The following is a 14,451-nucleotide window of genomic DNA, read 5'->3' on the forward strand; positions in this document are numbered from 1 at the left end:
GCCTCTACCGCCCGCGAGGTGTCCACAGCGGACGAGGGGCGGGCCGGTTCTCGTCGATCCACGCGTCGATGCGGGCCCACCAGTCGTAAAGCCACTCGGTCCGCTCCTGCTCGCCGGTGGGCACCTCCTCCGGCGGCACGCTCCAGAAACGCATCACCAGGCGTTTGTCCATCGGCAGCTCGCGCCACACGTCGGCGACGCTGACCATCCGGTCCAGGCCGGTGTGCGCCACGAAGATCACACCGGCGTCCGGGGCGGCGTCGATCGCGGCGAGCAGCCCGCCCGGTTTCGGCGGCAGCAGGTTGCGCAGCCCCTCCGCCCGGACCGCCATGTCGTGCAGGCCACGGGCCCGCAGCCGGGCGATCGCGCTGACCTTACGGCCCGGGGTGAAGTTGCCGCCCTCCGGGAAGATCACGAAGGCGTCGTTGTCGTCCAGGCCGGTGGCCAGCTCGCCGATCTGGTCCTCGAGCGTCGCCGTCCGGGTGCGCCCCGGCGAGATGAACCGGTTGGGCAGGCGGTTGAGCAGCACATCCACCGCCGGGTCCCACTGCAGGGCGGCTTTCAGCACGATCCGCGGCTCCCGGGCGAACCAGTTGACGAGCGCGTGGATCAGGGTGAACGAGTCGCCCGGCCCGGCGTGCCGGCTCACCACGATCTCCGGCCGCCCGGGCTGCGCGGTGTCCGGGTCGGTGCCGACCACGTCGATCTCCAGGTGCAGCGACCAGCGCGCGAACCAGAAGAGGACGCTCAGGAAGCGGCCGGTCAGCACGTAGTGGGCGCGCTGGAACCACGGGCCGCGGATCCGCAGGCCGAAACCGGAGGCGACCCAGAGGACCGCCAGCGAGACCAGCTCGATCGCGTCCCACACCAGGTAGACGATCACCAGGAAGACCAGCCGGGGCACCCGCAGCCGCCCCGGCACCAGCGGCGAGACCGCGAGCGCCAAAATCAACCAAATCGGGAGCGTGGTGAGCAGGGTGAACGCCAGGAGCACGACGACGGGCGCGATCACCAGGCGCCGGACCCAGACCGGAGGGAGGCCCATCAGGACTCCGGCAGCGGATTGACGTTGGCGGCCAGATAGCGCCGCGACGCCGTGTAGGCGCGGCTGATCCGGCGGCCCACCGCGGCCATGTCCCGGTACGCCCAGGGCGAGTCGTCCCGGCCCTCCCCACCGCCGCTCGGGAGCACGTGCACACGAACGTCGTCCGGCAGGCCCGCCATCTCGCGCGCGAACCGGTGCCGGCGGGCGATCTCGAACGCCACCTGCGCCACCTCCCACGGCCGTCTGGGCACGCTGAGCTGCCGCTCCACCCGCCCGACCTGCAACACGAAGATCAGTTTCGCCCCGATCCGCACGGCCTCGCCGATCGGGATCGAGTTCACGATGCCACCGTCCACATAGTGCTCGCCACCGATCTCCATCGGCGGAAGCAGACCGGGCACGGCCGAGGAGGCGAGCACCGCGTCGACCAGCGGTCCACTGTCGAACCAGTGCTCGGCGGCCCGCTCGATGCTCGCCGCGCAGCAGTGGAACGGCACCTTCAGATCGGCGAACGTCGCCGACTCGCCCAGCTCACCCTCCAGCAGGCGGCGCAGCGGGCGCGGCGAGTGCAGATGGGTACGGGCCGCGAACCGGCGCATCTGCCGGCCGATCGAGTCGCCGTAGACGGCCGCCGCCTCCGGTGACGTCCAGAGCCGGACCAGACGCTCGGTGACCGGCTCGGACGGGTCGGACGCGACCAGGGCGCCGTTGACCGCGCCGATCGACGTGCCGACCACCACGTCGGGCCGGAACCCGGCGCGGAAGAGCGCCCGGAGCATGCCGACCTCGACCGCGCCGAGGACGCCGCCGCCGCCGAGCACGAACGCCACCGGACCGTCGACCATGGGTCCATCCTCGCACGATCTTGCACTCGTGCCGCAGGTCACGACCTTGCCTTGACACCGGTGTCAGGCCCTACCGTCGAGGCCATGCTGATCGGAGAGCTGGCCGAGCGGGCCGGCACGAGCCCGCGCACGCTGCGCTACTACGAGGAGCACGGCCTGATCCACCCGAGCCGGGACGCCAACGGCTATCGGCAGTACGACGACGGCGAGCTCCGCGTCGTGCACGAGATCCGTGCGCTGCTCGCCGACGGCTTCGGCGTGGACGACATCAAGCCGTTCGTGGCCTGCCTGCGGGCCGGGAACAGCGCCGGCCACGTCTGCCCGGACTCGGCCGCCGTGCTGCGCCGCCGGCTGGCCGAGGTGGACGGCTACCTCGATCAGCTGACCGCGGTCCGGCACCGCCTGCAGACCCAGTTGGAGGAGATCAAATGCCAGATGACGCCCTGATCACGGTGACCGACGCCACCTTCGCCGAGACCGTGCTGGCGGCGCCGATCCCGGTGCTCGTCGACTTCTGGGCGACCTGGTGCCCGCCGTGCGGCCCGATGGCCCGCGTGCTGGGCGAGCTGGCCGAGGAGTTCGACGGCCGGCTGCTCGTCGCCCAGCTCGACGTCGACGCGAACCCGGCGGCCACCATCGCGTACCGGGTGACGTCCATGCCGACGCTGCTGTTCTTCAGTGGTGGCGTGGTCACGTCGACGATCATCGGCGCCCGCCCGAGGACGGTGCTCCGGCAGGCCATGACGAACGCCCTCAGCCCGTACGTGAACAGCTAGTCCAGCTCGGGCATGGCGACCGGCTGCGGCCGGGGATGACAGGAGCCGCACTGCACCGCGTCCTCCACCACCAGCGCCTCGGCCCGGTCCCGCCGCGCCGACCGGGTCACCTCCAGGATGTACGGCCCGAACCGCGCGTGTTCGGCGCACACCCCGCGCCCACAGAACCGGCACGTCGCGCGTGCCCCTTCGGCGCAGAACCAGCAGAGCATGGGCGGCCTCTCCTCACGTGTCGCGGGGCGAGGCCGCCCGCTGTCACTCGCTGGACGGATCCGCCGACTGCTCGGGAATGCTCGGCGATGGGGACGGCGTGTCGGGTGTCGGCGACGTCGAGGTCGGCGGGCTGGTGCTCGGCGACGTCGACTTGCTGGCACTCGGGCTCGACGACGGCGAGGGCGGCCGGCTACGGCTCGGACGGACGCTCGGCGTCGCGCTGGTCGAGGTGCCGTTGGTCGGCTCGCTCGAGGTCTCGGTGGCCGGGGAGGACGACTCCACGTTAGTCGGGGAGACCGACGGATCCACAGAGGGCGGAGGGGTGGATTCCTCGATCGGGGGCACCTCGCCCGGCCCCTCGCTCGGCTGAGCCTCGGTCGGGGGCTTGACCGTCACCCCGTCACCGCAGTTCAGCTCCTTGCCGTCGGCCTGGCTCTGGGCGCCGCCGACGGTGACCGCCCCGGACGAGACCGCGACCGTGGCCGGGTCGACCGAATACCAGGCCCGGCCGCCGCTGACGACGTCGCCCTGGCTCCGCAGCACGGTCAGGGCGAGCGGCGCGAACGCCCCGCTCGGGCTGCTCGTGTCGGCCAGCAGCCGGCCGCCCTCCAGGGTCAGCGTCCCGGACGGGGCGGACGTCCGGCCGGTCTCCACGCCGACCCCGTTGATCACGAGACGGGAGGTGCCGCAGAGCACCACCGCCGCGCCGCCGGGGAAGGTCAGCAGAGCCACCCCCTTGCCGGGCACCTCGACCGTCGAGCCGGCGCCCAGGTAGCGCTGCTCACCGGCCTGCAGGGTCATCGGGGTACGCCCGGTGTCCGCGACGACGGCGCCGCGCTGGATGCTCAGCATCACGCGCTGGGCGGGCATCTCGGCCCACGCCGGGCCACTGCGCACGTTGATCAGCAGACTCGCGAGCGCGAACACCAGCAGCATGCTGACGAAGCCCCACATCCGGCGTTCGAAGTGCCGGTCCACGTCGTACTGCTCGTCGGCGTCCGGCGGGCCGGGCGGGACCGCGAGCGGCGGGTGCGCCGAGCCGGGCCGCCCCACCGCCGGGGTGCTGTGCCGCAGCGCCGGCATCGGGACGCCGGGCCCGTACGCCCCGATCAGCGGTGGCAGGTCGGAGGCGTCCGGGATGATCCAGAGCCGGACCGGGGTCCGCGCCTGCGCCACCATGCCGGGGCTGCCGTCACCGACCGGGCCGACCAGGGTGCCGCGGCGCAGCTCGACGCCGTCCGGCATGGCGATCACGCCGGACTCGACGACCACGGCGTGGGTGGGGCCGGGCAGGATGACCGGCGCCCCCGGGTCCAGATCGACCGGGTGCGCGGCGGCGATCAGCGCGAGCCGCTGGTCCTCCTCCAGCGCGGCGAGCGCCGGGGTGTCGGCGAACAGCGCCTCGCCCTCGGCCCGCTCCTGCGGCGGCGGGCCGGGCATCGGCCCGACCACGCTCGCCACCGTCGAGGTGGGCATGGCCAGCAGGGTGACGCCCGCGGTGTGCCAGTCGAGCTGGGCGCTGCGCCCGGTGAGCGCGGTGGCCAGGCCGACGACCCCGCCGGGGCCGACGTGGTGGCGGATGGTGCCGCCCGGATCGCCGGGGCGACGGCCGTGCAGCGCGCCCTCGACCACCAGATAGACGGCGCCGTGGGTCTCGCCGGCGAGCACCAGCTGACGGCCGGTCGGCGGGCGCATCCAGCGGGCGCGGACGGCCAGGGCCTGCAGCGACGGCTCGGGCAGGCCACCCAGCTCGGAGGCGCGCAGGGCGGCCACCCGGCGGGGCAGGTCGGCCTCCCGGTCGCGCTCGGCGGACCGCTGCCGGAACCGGCGGACACCCCGCGCCAGCCGGCCGAGCAGGAACCAGAGCGGCGGGGCGACCACGCCCAGGACGATCACGAACAGCAGCAGGCGGGAGCCGGGACCCTCGTACCAGAGGCCGACGGCGACGCCGTGGATCCGGTCGGTCCACAGGCGGTAGCCCAGGCCGATCGCGCTGACCAGCCAGAGCAGTCCCAGCACGCCGTAGAGCGCGACGAGCCGGCCCTCCCGGTCCAGCATCCGCCACCGGGGGCCACGGAAGCGCAGGCGGCCGGACAGCCAGGACAGGCCACGGGCGCGTACGTCCGGAATCTCCAGCCAGTCCATCAGCAGGTACTTGCCGTCCAGCGGCAGCAGCGGGCTGAGGTTGAAGAACGTGTGCAGGTAGAAGAGGAACGCCAGTTTGAAGGCGATCCCCGCGACGGACGGCACGGCGAAGCCGGTGACCTGCAGCAGCCCGGCGAGGCCCAGCGCGGTGGCCGGCCCGGCGGCGGTGACCGCGATCCGGGCCCGGCGGCCGGCCATCCAGACGTCACTGGTGTCGACGAAGACCGAGGGGATGCCGAAGTGGAGCATCAGGCCGGCGGCCGGGACCTCCCGCCCGACACGTTTCGCCGCGAGGGCGTGGCCGAACTCGTGCACCCCCAGCACGAACAGGTTCAGCAGCACCAGGGTGCCGGCGCCGAGCAGGTACGAGTCGCCCACCAGGAACAGCGAGCGGCTGCCCTGCTGCCAGGCGGCCGCGAACAGGACCAGCCCGGCCATCGCGAGCAGCGCGCCGAGCCAGACCGCGACCCGGGTGAACAGGAACCGCCCGACCGTCCGGTAGAGCGTCGTGACCAGAGCGTCCACCGGGACGGACAGCACCACACGGCCACGGCCGGCAGACGCGAGCGGCTCGTGGCGGAGCTCGCGCAGCGGGCGGAAGGCGTCCATCGGGAGCTCTTCGAGCATCCGGTTGGCGGCCAGATCGGCCACCACCCGGCGCACCTGGTCGGGGGCGAGACGGCCGGCGATCCGGGCGAACTCGGCGACCAGCCGGGCCACCGTGCTGTCACCGTCCATCATCAGGGCGAGCTGGTACTCCTCCGGGGTGAGCCGCAGGTACGAGCTGCGCCCACCGTCCTCGGGCGAGCGGAGCATCACATACCGCCCGCCGCGGACCGCCGTACGGTGCCGGACCTCGATGCCGGAGCGCAGGACCGGCCGGGCGCTCGCCGGGTTCAGCCGGTCGGCGACGGTGTGCCAGAGCCCGGTGTCGGCCGGACCCGACGGAGCACCCGGAGCCCGTCCGGCCAGGGCTTCCCAGACGTTCGTCCGGGTCTCGACATACGTCAACTGAGGGGGCCTTTCACTCCGCCGTGGCGAACACCGCGCGACCGCACCGACGGACGATGGCTTCGCCGATGGCGAATGGAGATTAGGCGCTCGCCTGCGTGAACGCGAGTCCCGCGCGCCAATTCCGTCCCCTTCCACCGAAAGGTCCGGAATCCCGCGAAGAAGCGATCACGGCGGGTGACGCGCCCACCCCCGGGCCGCGTCACCCGCCGTAGCGGAAGGGTCGATGCCTACTCGGACTCCTGGAGCGTGACGGTGACCGTCTGCTCCGCGCCGTTGCGGGTGAAGGTGAGGGTCATCTGCTGACCGACCGAGCCCGCCTGAACGGCCGCGACCAGATCGTCCGAGTCGTCGATCGCCTTGCCGTCGACCTTCGTCACGACGTCGCCGCGCTGGAGCTTGGCCTTGGCGGCGGCGCTGTTGTCGACCACCGCGCTGACGGCCGCCCCGCCGTTCTCCGCGTTGGTGACGCTGACGCCGAGGGCCGGGTGGCTGACCTTCTTACCCTGCATCAGGGAGTCGGCGACCTGCTTGGCCTTGTTGCTCGGGATGGCGAAGCCCAGGCCGATGTTGCCGGTGTTCTGCCCGGAGGTGGCGATCGCCGAGTTGATGCCGATCACCTCGCCGTTGGTGTTGACCAGGGCGCCGCCGGAGTTGCCCGGGTTGATCGGGGCGTCGGTCTGCAGCAGGCCGGTCATCGTGGTCGGGGCCGACTGCTGCTGTTGCTGCTGGCCGCTGCCCCAGGGGGTCTGCGGCTGCTCCTGCTCGCTGGAGGACTGGATGCTGCGGTCCTTGGCGCTGATGATGCCGGCCGTGACCGAGCCCTCCAGGCCGAGCGGGCTGCCCAGGGCGAGCACGGTGTCGCCGACCTCGATCTTGGAGCTGTCGCCGAAGGTGGCGGCCTTGAGGCCGGACACATTCTCCGCCTTGATCACGGCGAGGTCGGTGCGCTCGTCGGTGCCGACGATGGTGGCCGAGGTCTTGGTGCCGTCGGCGAAGATCACCGTCACGGTCGAGCCCTGGGCCGTCGAGACGACGTGATTGTTGGTGACGATGTAGCCGTCGGCGGTCAGCACCACTCCGGAGCCCTCACCCGAGCCGGTGGTGATGGAGACGACGTTGTCCTGCACGGCGGCGGCGATCTGGGCCAGCGACGAACGGTCCACGACGCGGGTGACCGAGGAATTGCCGGTCTGCACGGTCGCAGGGGAGTTGTCGGATCCCATCGCCACCGCGGTCGCGGCGCCGATCCCGCCCGAGGCGAGCGCGATCAGCAGGGCCGCGGCACCGGTCAGCAGCACCTTCCGCCCGCGGCCCGGGGGCCGGCCGGCGCCGCCGGGGGCGCCGGGGGTCGGGGGCCAGGTCGGCGGGACGTTGCCGCCACCGGACGCCTGCGCCGCGGCGGCCGCGTGCCAGGCCTGGTACGCCGCCTGCTGCTGCGAGTAGTCCGGATACTCACCGCCCTGCTGCCCGTAGCCGGCTTGCGGGGCCTGGTAGGCGTAGTGCGGGTGGCCGTAGGGCACGCCGCTGGCGGGCTGGGCGGTGACCGGCTGCCCGGACACCGGGTGGGCGACAGCCGGCTGGGCCGACACCGGGTGGGCGGCCGCGGGCTGCTGCCAGGGCGACTGCTGCGCCCATGTGCTCTGCTGGGTGGGTGCCGCGGACTGAGGAGCACCCGACTGCGGGGCAACCGGCGGCTGCGCAAGCGTCGGCTGCTCAGACTCCACCCGCTCCGCGCTGGTGTTGTCAGCGGCGGCGTCCGCGGGCCGCGGGTTGGTCTCGTTCTCGTTCATGTAGCTAACTCTGCCCCGTCGGACTCGTACCGAACTGTGTTACTCCTGGACGTTTTCTGTGAACCTTTTATCCCTATTTATGGTGGGCAAAGTGACCCTAAACGTCGCACCCTCCCCCGTTTCCGAGATCACCTGCACGGAACCTTCGTGCGCCCGCACGATGGCCGCCACGATGGCCAGGCCGAGCCCGGTGCCGGTGGCCTCCCGCTCGGTGTTACGGGTCCGCGCCTCGTCGGCTCGATAGAACCGCTCGAAGACCCGCCGAGTCTGCTCCTCACTCAGCCCCGGACCGCGGTCGGACACCTCGATCACCGCGTGGCCCTCCTCGCCGGCGTAGAGCAGGAGCGTCACCGCGGCACCGGGCGGCGTGTGCACCAGGGCGTTCGTCATCAGGTTGCCGATCACCTGGCGCAGACGGGCGTCGTCCCCGTAGGCGACCAACTGCTCCGGCGAGTCACGGACCTCGAGGTTGATCTCCCGGTCCGGGGCGGTCGCCTGGGCCGCCTCCACCGCGTCCAGCGCGAGCACCGGCAGCTCCACCGGCGCCAGGGTGAGCGGGCGCTCCCGGTCGAGGCGGGCCAGCAGCAGCAGGTCCTCGACGAGCAGACCCATCCGGGCCGCCTCGTCCTCGATCCGCCGCACCAGGGCGGCCACCTGCTCCGGGTCGGAGACCGCGCCCTGCCGGTACAGCTCGGCGAACCCACGGATCGTGGTCAGCGGGGTGCGCAGCTCGTGCGAGGCATCCGCGACGAACTGCCGCATCTTCCCCTCCGACTGGAGCGCACGCGCCTCGGACTGCAGGGCGAGCGACTCGGACGCCAGGGCCCGGGCCTCGGACTGCTGCGCCGCGTCGGCCGCGAACCGGGCCGCCTGCTCGGAGTCGGCCCGCGCCTGGAAGGCCGCCTCGATCTGGGCGAGCATCGAGTTCAGCGCCTCGGAGAGCCGGCCCAGCTCGGTGGTCGGGTGGCCGCCGGCCTCCTCGGGATCGGGCACCCGCCGGGTCAGGTCGCCGGCCGCGATCGCCGCCGCCGTCCGCTCCACCTGGCGCAGCGGGATCAGGCTCTGCCGCACCAGCGCGGCGCCGACCAGGGCCAGGCAGATCAGGACACCGACGCCGACCAGCACGTCGACCAGCACGAGCCGGGCGATCACGTCGTCGACGCCGCGCATCCGCTGGCCGACGTGCATGATCGTGTCGTCGGGCAGGCGGATGACCAGCATCCGCCACATGTACTCACCGTTCTGCCCGCGCACGGTGTAGGGCTTGCGCTCCTGCGCGGCGATCGTGTCGTTGCCCTTGAGCAGCAGCGGCAGATCGGCGTTCGTCAGATGCAGGTCGCGGAACACCTTGCCGCCGCCGTCGACGGTGGTGAAGGCGATGATGTACTCCGAGGGCGCGTACACCGCCTGGTAGTTGACGTCCTTCAGGCTCGGCGCGCTGTCGGCCATCTCCCACAACTGCGCGTCGAGCCGGTTGATCAGATAGGAGTTCAGGAAGTAGGTGCTGGCGGCGCTGATCAGGGTCAGTGCGGCGAACACCAGCACCAGGACCGACGCGACCAGCTTGGTCTGCAGGGAGATCCGGCGCAGCCCTCCGTTGCGGGGCATCCGCTCGCGGACCCGCTCGGTCAGTGTCACGGCCGGGCCCTAGACGGCTGGTTTACGAAGCACGTAGCCGACGCCGCGCAGGGTGTGGATCAGCCGCGGCTGCACGTTGTCGACCTTGCGGCGAAGATACGAGATGTAGGACTCGACGATGTTGTCGTCACCGCGGAAGTCGTATTTCCACACGTGGTCCAGGATCTGCGCCTTGGAGAGCACCCGGTTGGCGTTGAGCATCAGATAGCGCAGCAGCTTGAACTCGGTCGGCGAGAGCTGTACCCGGGAGCCCGCCCGGTAGACCTCGTGGGTCTCCTCGTCCAGCTCCAGATCGGCGAAGACCAGCCGGGAGGGCTGCTCGTCACCGGCGTTGGTGCGGCGCAGCACCGCCCGGATCCGGGCGGTGAGCTCCTCCAGGCTGAACGGCTTGGTCACGTAGTCGTCGCCGCCCAGGGTCAGGCCGCGGATCTTGTCGTCGGTGCCGTCGCGGGCGGTGAGGAAGACCACCGGCGTCCGCTGCCCGCCCTCGCGCATCAGCCGGATCACCTCGAAGCCGTCCAGGTCGGGCAGCATGACGTCGAGGACGACCAGGTCGGGGGTGGAGTTGCGGGCGGCGCTGACGGCCGCGCTGCCGCTCATCGCGGTGGTCACCTCGAACCCGGCGAAACGCAGACTTGCGGAGAGGAGCTCGAGAATGTTCGCATCGTCCTCGACGACGAGCAGCTTCGCTTCGCTCTGCTTGGGCTGGGTCTGGGTGGCCATGGCGCCATTCTCGTCCGGCCCGCTGCGCCTTGCCTGCACACTCGCTGAAAATATTCTGTGAGCCACTCTCAGGTGTCTCAGGCCGCCAGGCGGTAACCCCGTCCGGCCAGGCTGGCCTGTGCGGCCCGGGCCAGCTCACGCCGGTCCGCTCCCGGGTCCGGCCGCAGCGCCGGCGCCGCCGCCAGGGTCACCGTCAGCCCCCGGGTCCGGGCGATCCGCACGATCGACCCGCCCAGCGTGTCCTCCCCCACGAACGCCGCCTCGGTCGAGTCGTAGCCGACCGACACCGGCACCACCGGCGCGCCGGCATCGATCGCCGCCTGGAACAGAGCCGACCGGAAACGCCCGCTCTCGGCGCCGCAGTAGGTCGTACCCTCCGGAAAGACGACGACCGAACGCCCCGCCCGCAGCGCGCCGGCGACCTCGGCCACCGTCTCCGGCAGCGCCCTCGGCCGCGTGCGGTCGATGAAGATCGTGCCGGCCCGCACCGCGGTGCCGCCGATGCCGGGCCAGGCCCGGACGTCGTGCTTGGCCACCATCCGCACCGGCCGGATCGCGGTCAGGGCGACCACGTCCAGCCAGGAGACGTGGTTGGCGACCAGCAGGCTGCCGGGCCGCGGCTCGGGACCGCGCCACACCAGACGGACCCCCAGGACCGCGAGGATTCCCCGGGACAGGGTCCGCAGCGCGGCACTGCTCAGCATCACCAGGAGAAGACCACCGAGGAGTACGGCGGCAAGCGCCCCCACCCGCACCACGACGCCCGCCGCACCCCGCCGGCCGGCGCCGCCGTCACGGCACCGGTCACCGCACCCCGAGGCGGGCTGCCACAGGGTGCCGCCGATCGAGACCGGCGTGGTCATCGGGACGCGCCGAGGAAGTGCCGGCGGTACCGCGGGTCCAGCCGGTCCATCGAGAACAGCACATAGAAGTCGGCACAGTCGAAGTCCGCGTCGTAGGCCGGCTCGCCGCAGACCCAGCTGCCCAGCCGCAGGTAGCCCCGCAGCAGCGCGGGCGGCGCCACCTTCGGGTCGGCCTCGACGCCCTCGGACGGCGTCCAGGGCCGGCGCGGGCGGACCCGCAGCGCCGGCGGCGAGAGGTGCTTGGCGTTGACCCGGGCGCGCACCCCGGCGGCCAGCGCGCCGCCGTCGCCGAGCGGCACCGAGGCGCAGCCGCCCAGCCAGCGCAGGTTGTTGAGGTGCAGGTAGCGGGCGATGCCGGCCCACATCAGATTGACCACGGCGCCGGAGCGGTGGTCCGGGTGCACGCACGAGCGGCCGATCTCGACCAGGTGGTCGCGCAGCGGGCGCAGCGCGCTCAGGTCGAACTCGGAGTCGGCGTAGCGCCGGCCGGCCAGCTCGGCGGCGCGCGGCGGGAGCATCCGGTAGGTGCCGACCACCTCGCCGCTCGCGTCGTCGCGCACGATCAGGTGGTCGCAGTAGGCGTCGAACTCGTCCGCGTCGATGCCCTCGGCGGTGGAGGTGAGCCGGGCGCCGAGCTCCCCGGCGAAGACGTCGTGGCGCAGGCGCTGCGCGGCCTCGACCAGACCGGGCCCGTCGGCGAGGAGGAGCGTGTAGCCGCTGGTCCCGGTGGGTGCGGCGGCCGTCATGAGAACTGCCATGTGATCTGTGTAAGGCTGATGTCTGCCGATGGCGTGTCGCTTCAGGTGGCGATGCGTGACCGGTTGATGAACTGCGTGTGCGAAGGTCGGAGGATGCGTATTCCGGCTCGGTTCAACGGCCCGCCCGGCTCCGGGAACGGAGGCTGGTGCGCGGGCTACTTCGCCACCGCGGCGGGCGCCCGGGTCGGCGGGCCGCCGGTCCGGGTGACCCTGCGCGTGCCGCCACCGCTCGATACCGGCCTGCTGCTCGACGGCGGCGTGGTCCGGGCCGGCGACGTGCTGGTCGCCGAGATCGACGACGAGGCGGACACGGGCGTGCCGGTGCCGGCGGTCCCGCTCGCCGAGGCGTCCGCGGCCGCGCGGGACTACCCCGGCTTCGCCGACCACCCGTTCCCCGGCTGCTTCGTCTGCGGGCCGGACCGGGCGCCCGGCGACGGCCTGCGGATCTTCCCCGGCCCACTGCCCGGAGGGCGTACGGCGGCGCCGTGGACCGTGCCGGGCGACGTGGCCGCCGAGACGATGTGGGCGGCGCTGGACTGTCCCGGCGGCTGGACGGCGATCAGCGACGCGGGGCGTCCCTTCGTGCTCGGCCGGATCACCGCGACGGTCGCCGCGCTGCCCGTCCCGGGTGACGAGTGCGTGGTGGTCGGCGCGCTCTCCGGGGTGAGCGGGCGCAAGGCCGTCGTGGACTCCTCGGTGTACGGGCCGGACGGCCGTCACCTGGCGCAGGCACGCGCCACCTGGCTCGCGCTGGTCCAGTAGGTTGATCGTTTCGAGCCGACGGGGGAACGATGCCGTGACGATGAGCCGGCCCAACTACGCGGAGATCAGCGTCGACCGCCTCACCAAGCACTACGCCAGGATGCGGGCGGTCGACGACCTCTCCTTCACGGTGCACGCCGGCCGGGTCACGGGCTTCCTCGGCCCCAACGGGGCGGGCAAGACCACCGCGCTGCGGATGATCCTGGGGCTGGTGACGCCCACCTCCGGCGCCGCCACCATCGGCGGGGTGCGCTATGTGGACATGCCCGACCCGATCCGCCAGGTCGGCGCGGTCCTGGAGGCGTCCGGCGCGCACCGCGGCCGCAGCGCCCGCAACCACCTGCGGATCATCTGCCGCGCGTCCGGCCTGCCCGACCAGCGCGCCGACGAGGTGCTCGCCCTGGTCGGGCTGAGCACCGTGGCGACCCGCAAGTTCAAGAGCTTCTCGCTCGGCATGCGGCAGCGGCTCGGGATCGCCGCGGCGATGCTCGGCGACCCGCGGGTGCTGATCCTGGACGAGCCGGCCAACGGGCTCGACCCGGAGGGCATCCGGTGGATGCGTGACCTGCTCCGGGCGCTCGCGGCCGAGGGCCGTACGGTCCTGGTCTCCAGCCACCTGCTCGGCGAGATGCAGCAGTTGGCCGACGACGTGGTGATCATCGCGGCCGGCCGGCTCCTGCGGCAGGGCCCGGTCGCCGAGGTGCTCGGCGAGACGGCCGGCACGGCCCGGGTGCGGGTCCGCACCCCGCAGCCGGATCAGCTCGCCGCCACCCTGCGCGACGCGCGGCTGGAGGTCGTCGCCACGCCGGACGGCCTGCTGCGGGTCTCCGGCGCCGACGCCGCCCGCGTCGGGCACCTCGCCTTCACCGCGGGGGTGGAGCTGCACGAGCTGACCGGGGAGAGCGCCGACCTGGAGCGCGCGTTCCTCGACCTGACGGCCGGAAAGGCGGGGGCGCGATGAACCTCGTCAGTGCCGAGCTGCTGAAACTGCGTACCACCTCGCTGTGGTGGATCTTCGCCCTCCTCCTCGTCCCGCTCTACGGGGTGGCGCTGGCCTTCAACTGGCTGGCCGCCCGGGCGATCGGCGCGCTCGGGCCGGAGGCGGAGAACATCTCGTTCAGTTCCTTCAGCGTGGAGCGGATCGTCGGCAACCTCTACACCAGTGGACAGTTCGGCGGGGTGCTGCTGGTGCTGCTGCTCAGCGCGATCCTGGTGACCAACGAGTTCTTCCACCTCACCGCGACCGCCACCTTCCTCACCACCCCGCGCCGGGAGCTGGTCATCCTGGCCAAGATGGTGGTGTCGGTCCTGATCGCAGTGCTGGTCTGGCTTCTCACCACGGCGCTCAACCTGGTCCTCGCCCCGGTCGCGCTCACCTCGACCGTCGGGGACACGCACCTCGGCGAGCCGTACGTGTGGCAGGCGATCGGGCTCAATCTGCTGGTCCACGTGCTCTGGGCGCTCGTCGGGGTCGGCTGCGGCGTGCTGATCCGCAGCCAGATCGGCGCGACGATCACCCTGACCGTCCTCTACGTGGTCGGCACGCAGATCCTCACCGCGGTCTTCGCCCTGCTCGCCAACCTGGTCGACGACTCGATCCTGAGGATGCGGATCATCATCCCGACGCTCGCCTCGGACCTGCTGGTCTCCGGCCCGCAGAGCGCTGACGATCTGCCCCGGTGGGTGGGCGCCGCGGTGCTGCTGGCCTACGCCGCGCTGGCCGGGGCGCTCGGCACGCTCATCACCAGACAGCGGGACATCGCCTGACGCACGGCTGCCCGGCGTTGTACCCTCGCCGGGTCGCGACGAGGCGGCAGGAGAGCTGCCGGTCGTGGGTCTGATTGGCCACAGAGCGGACGTCCGCACCGACAGCGCCTGT

Annotated in this window: 14 protein-coding genes; 5 read left to right on the forward strand and 9 right to left on the reverse strand. The window is 72.6% G+C overall.

Features of this window, described 5'->3' with window-relative positions; genetic code table 11:
- Positions 1-4 precede the first annotated feature (4 nt).
- The gene (locus BM290_RS29130) at positions 5-1,045 is read right to left on the reverse strand and encodes a 1-acyl-sn-glycerol-3-phosphate acyltransferase (RefSeq protein WP_093619107.1); all 1,041 of its coding nucleotides are present in this window, start codon (positions 1,043-1,045) and stop codon (positions 5-7) included.
- Positions 1,045-1,890: a patatin-like phospholipase family protein gene (locus BM290_RS29135; RefSeq protein WP_093619108.1), complete on the reverse strand. Its 846-nt coding sequence runs from the start codon at positions 1,888-1,890 to the stop codon at positions 1,045-1,047. Before BM290_RS29135 ends, BM290_RS29130 begins: the two co-directional genes overlap by 1 nt.
- An 84-nt stretch (positions 1,891-1,974) precedes the next feature.
- Between BM290_RS29135 and BM290_RS29140 the strand changes: the two genes are divergently transcribed.
- Together BM290_RS29140 and BM290_RS29145 are read left to right on the forward strand one after the other, a co-directional pair.
- Complete coding sequence (locus tag BM290_RS29140) at positions 1,975-2,337, forward strand: MerR family transcriptional regulator (RefSeq protein ID WP_093619109.1); 363 nt, start codon at positions 1,975-1,977, stop codon at positions 2,335-2,337.
- Entirely contained in the window at positions 2,319-2,666 is a 348-nt protein-coding gene (locus BM290_RS29145; protein ID WP_093619110.1) for a thioredoxin family protein, read from the forward strand. The genes BM290_RS29140 and BM290_RS29145 overlap by 19 nt, the downstream gene beginning before the upstream one ends.
- On the opposite strand, the gene BM290_RS29150 is transcribed toward BM290_RS29145, so the two are convergent.
- The 7 genes from BM290_RS29150 to BM290_RS29180 form a co-directional block, all read right to left on the reverse strand.
- Positions 2,663-2,878 carry a hypothetical protein gene (locus BM290_RS29150; protein WP_093619111.1) on the reverse strand — a complete coding sequence of 72 codons (216 nt, stop codon included), beginning with the start codon at positions 2,876-2,878 and terminating at the stop codon, positions 2,663-2,665. The genes BM290_RS29145 and BM290_RS29150 overlap by 4 nt on opposite strands.
- 43 nt (positions 2,879-2,921) lie before the next feature.
- Complete coding sequence (locus BM290_RS29155; protein ID WP_093619112.1) at positions 2,922-6,035, reverse strand: cyclic nucleotide-binding protein; 3,114 nt, start codon at positions 6,033-6,035, stop codon at positions 2,922-2,924.
- 230 nt (positions 6,036-6,265) lie between these two features.
- Complete coding sequence (locus BM290_RS29160; protein ID WP_093619113.1) at positions 6,266-7,828, reverse strand: S1C family serine protease; 1,563 nt, start codon at positions 7,826-7,828, stop codon at positions 6,266-6,268.
- A 39-nt stretch (positions 7,829-7,867) separates the two neighbouring features.
- Entirely contained in the window at positions 7,868-9,436 is a 1,569-nt protein-coding gene (locus tag BM290_RS29165; RefSeq protein ID WP_093619345.1) for a HAMP domain-containing sensor histidine kinase, read from the reverse strand.
- 39 nt (positions 9,437-9,475) lie between these two features.
- The gene (locus BM290_RS29170) at positions 9,476-10,189 is read right to left on the reverse strand and encodes a response regulator transcription factor (RefSeq protein WP_093619114.1); all 714 of its coding nucleotides are present in this window, start codon (positions 10,187-10,189) and stop codon (positions 9,476-9,478) included.
- Positions 10,190-10,266: 77 nt separating this feature from the next.
- Positions 10,267-11,052 carry a lysophospholipid acyltransferase family protein gene (locus BM290_RS29175; RefSeq protein WP_093619115.1) on the reverse strand — a complete coding sequence of 262 codons (786 nt, stop codon included), beginning with the start codon at positions 11,050-11,052 and terminating at the stop codon, positions 10,267-10,269.
- Complete coding sequence (locus tag BM290_RS29180) at positions 11,049-11,810, reverse strand: GNAT family N-acetyltransferase (protein ID WP_093619116.1); 762 nt, start codon at positions 11,808-11,810, stop codon at positions 11,049-11,051. Before BM290_RS29180 ends, BM290_RS29175 begins: the two co-directional genes overlap by 4 nt.
- 93 nt (positions 11,811-11,903) lie before the next feature.
- On the opposite strand from BM290_RS29180, the gene BM290_RS29185 reads away from it, so the two are divergent.
- From BM290_RS29185 to BM290_RS29195, 3 genes are read left to right on the forward strand one after another with little or no spacing between them, the layout of a single operon-like run.
- Positions 11,904-12,572, forward strand: a complete 669-nt coding sequence (locus BM290_RS29185; RefSeq protein WP_093619117.1) for a hotdog family protein — start codon at positions 11,904-11,906, stop codon at positions 12,570-12,572.
- Between the two features lie 40 nt (positions 12,573-12,612).
- Entirely contained in the window at positions 12,613-13,533 is a 921-nt protein-coding gene (locus BM290_RS29190) for an ABC transporter ATP-binding protein (protein ID WP_093619346.1), read from the forward strand.
- Entirely contained in the window at positions 13,530-14,339 is an 810-nt protein-coding gene (locus BM290_RS29195) for an ABC transporter permease (RefSeq protein WP_093619118.1), read from the forward strand. The genes BM290_RS29190 and BM290_RS29195 overlap by 4 nt, the downstream gene beginning before the upstream one ends.
- Positions 14,340-14,451 lie beyond the last annotated feature (112 nt).

The organism is Actinoplanes philippinensis, from assembly GCF_900113015.1.
GTDB classification, from domain to species: Bacteria; Actinomycetota; Actinomycetes; order Mycobacteriales; family Micromonosporaceae; genus Actinoplanes; species Actinoplanes philippinensis.

Coding starts and splice junctions, on each gene's coding strand:
- BM290_RS29130 (WP_093619107.1), bottom strand. CDS start 1,045: ATGGGCCTCCCTCCGGTCTGGGTCCGGCGCCTGGTGATCGCGCCCGTC.
- BM290_RS29135 (WP_093619108.1), bottom strand. CDS start 1,890: ATGGTCGACGGTCCGGTGGCGTTCGTGCTCGGCGGCGGCGGCGTCCTC.
- BM290_RS29140 (WP_093619109.1), top strand. CDS start 1,975: ATGCTGATCGGAGAGCTGGCCGAGCGGGCCGGCACGAGCCCGCGCACG.
- BM290_RS29145 (WP_093619110.1), top strand. CDS start 2,319: ATGCCAGATGACGCCCTGATCACGGTGACCGACGCCACCTTCGCCGAG.
- BM290_RS29150 (WP_093619111.1), bottom strand. CDS start 2,878: ATGCTCTGCTGGTTCTGCGCCGAAGGGGCACGCGCGACGTGCCGGTTC.
- BM290_RS29160 (WP_093619113.1), bottom strand. CDS start 7,828: ATGAACGAGAACGAGACCAACCCGCGGCCCGCGGACGCCGCCGCTGAC.
- BM290_RS29165 (WP_093619345.1), bottom strand. CDS start 9,436: ATGCCCCGCAACGGAGGGCTGCGCCGGATCTCCCTGCAGACCAAGCTG.
- BM290_RS29170 (WP_093619114.1), bottom strand. CDS start 10,189: ATGGCCACCCAGACCCAGCCCAAGCAGAGCGAAGCGAAGCTGCTCGTC.
- BM290_RS29175 (WP_093619115.1), bottom strand. CDS start 11,052: ATGACCACGCCGGTCTCGATCGGCGGCACCCTGTGGCAGCCCGCCTCG.
- BM290_RS29180 (WP_093619116.1), bottom strand. CDS start 11,810: ATGGCAGTTCTCATGACGGCCGCCGCACCCACCGGGACCAGCGGCTAC.
- BM290_RS29185 (WP_093619117.1), top strand. CDS start 11,904: ATGCGTATTCCGGCTCGGTTCAACGGCCCGCCCGGCTCCGGGAACGGA.
- BM290_RS29190 (WP_093619346.1), top strand. CDS start 12,613: ATGAGCCGGCCCAACTACGCGGAGATCAGCGTCGACCGCCTCACCAAG.
- BM290_RS29195 (WP_093619118.1), top strand. CDS start 13,530: ATGAACCTCGTCAGTGCCGAGCTGCTGAAACTGCGTACCACCTCGCTG.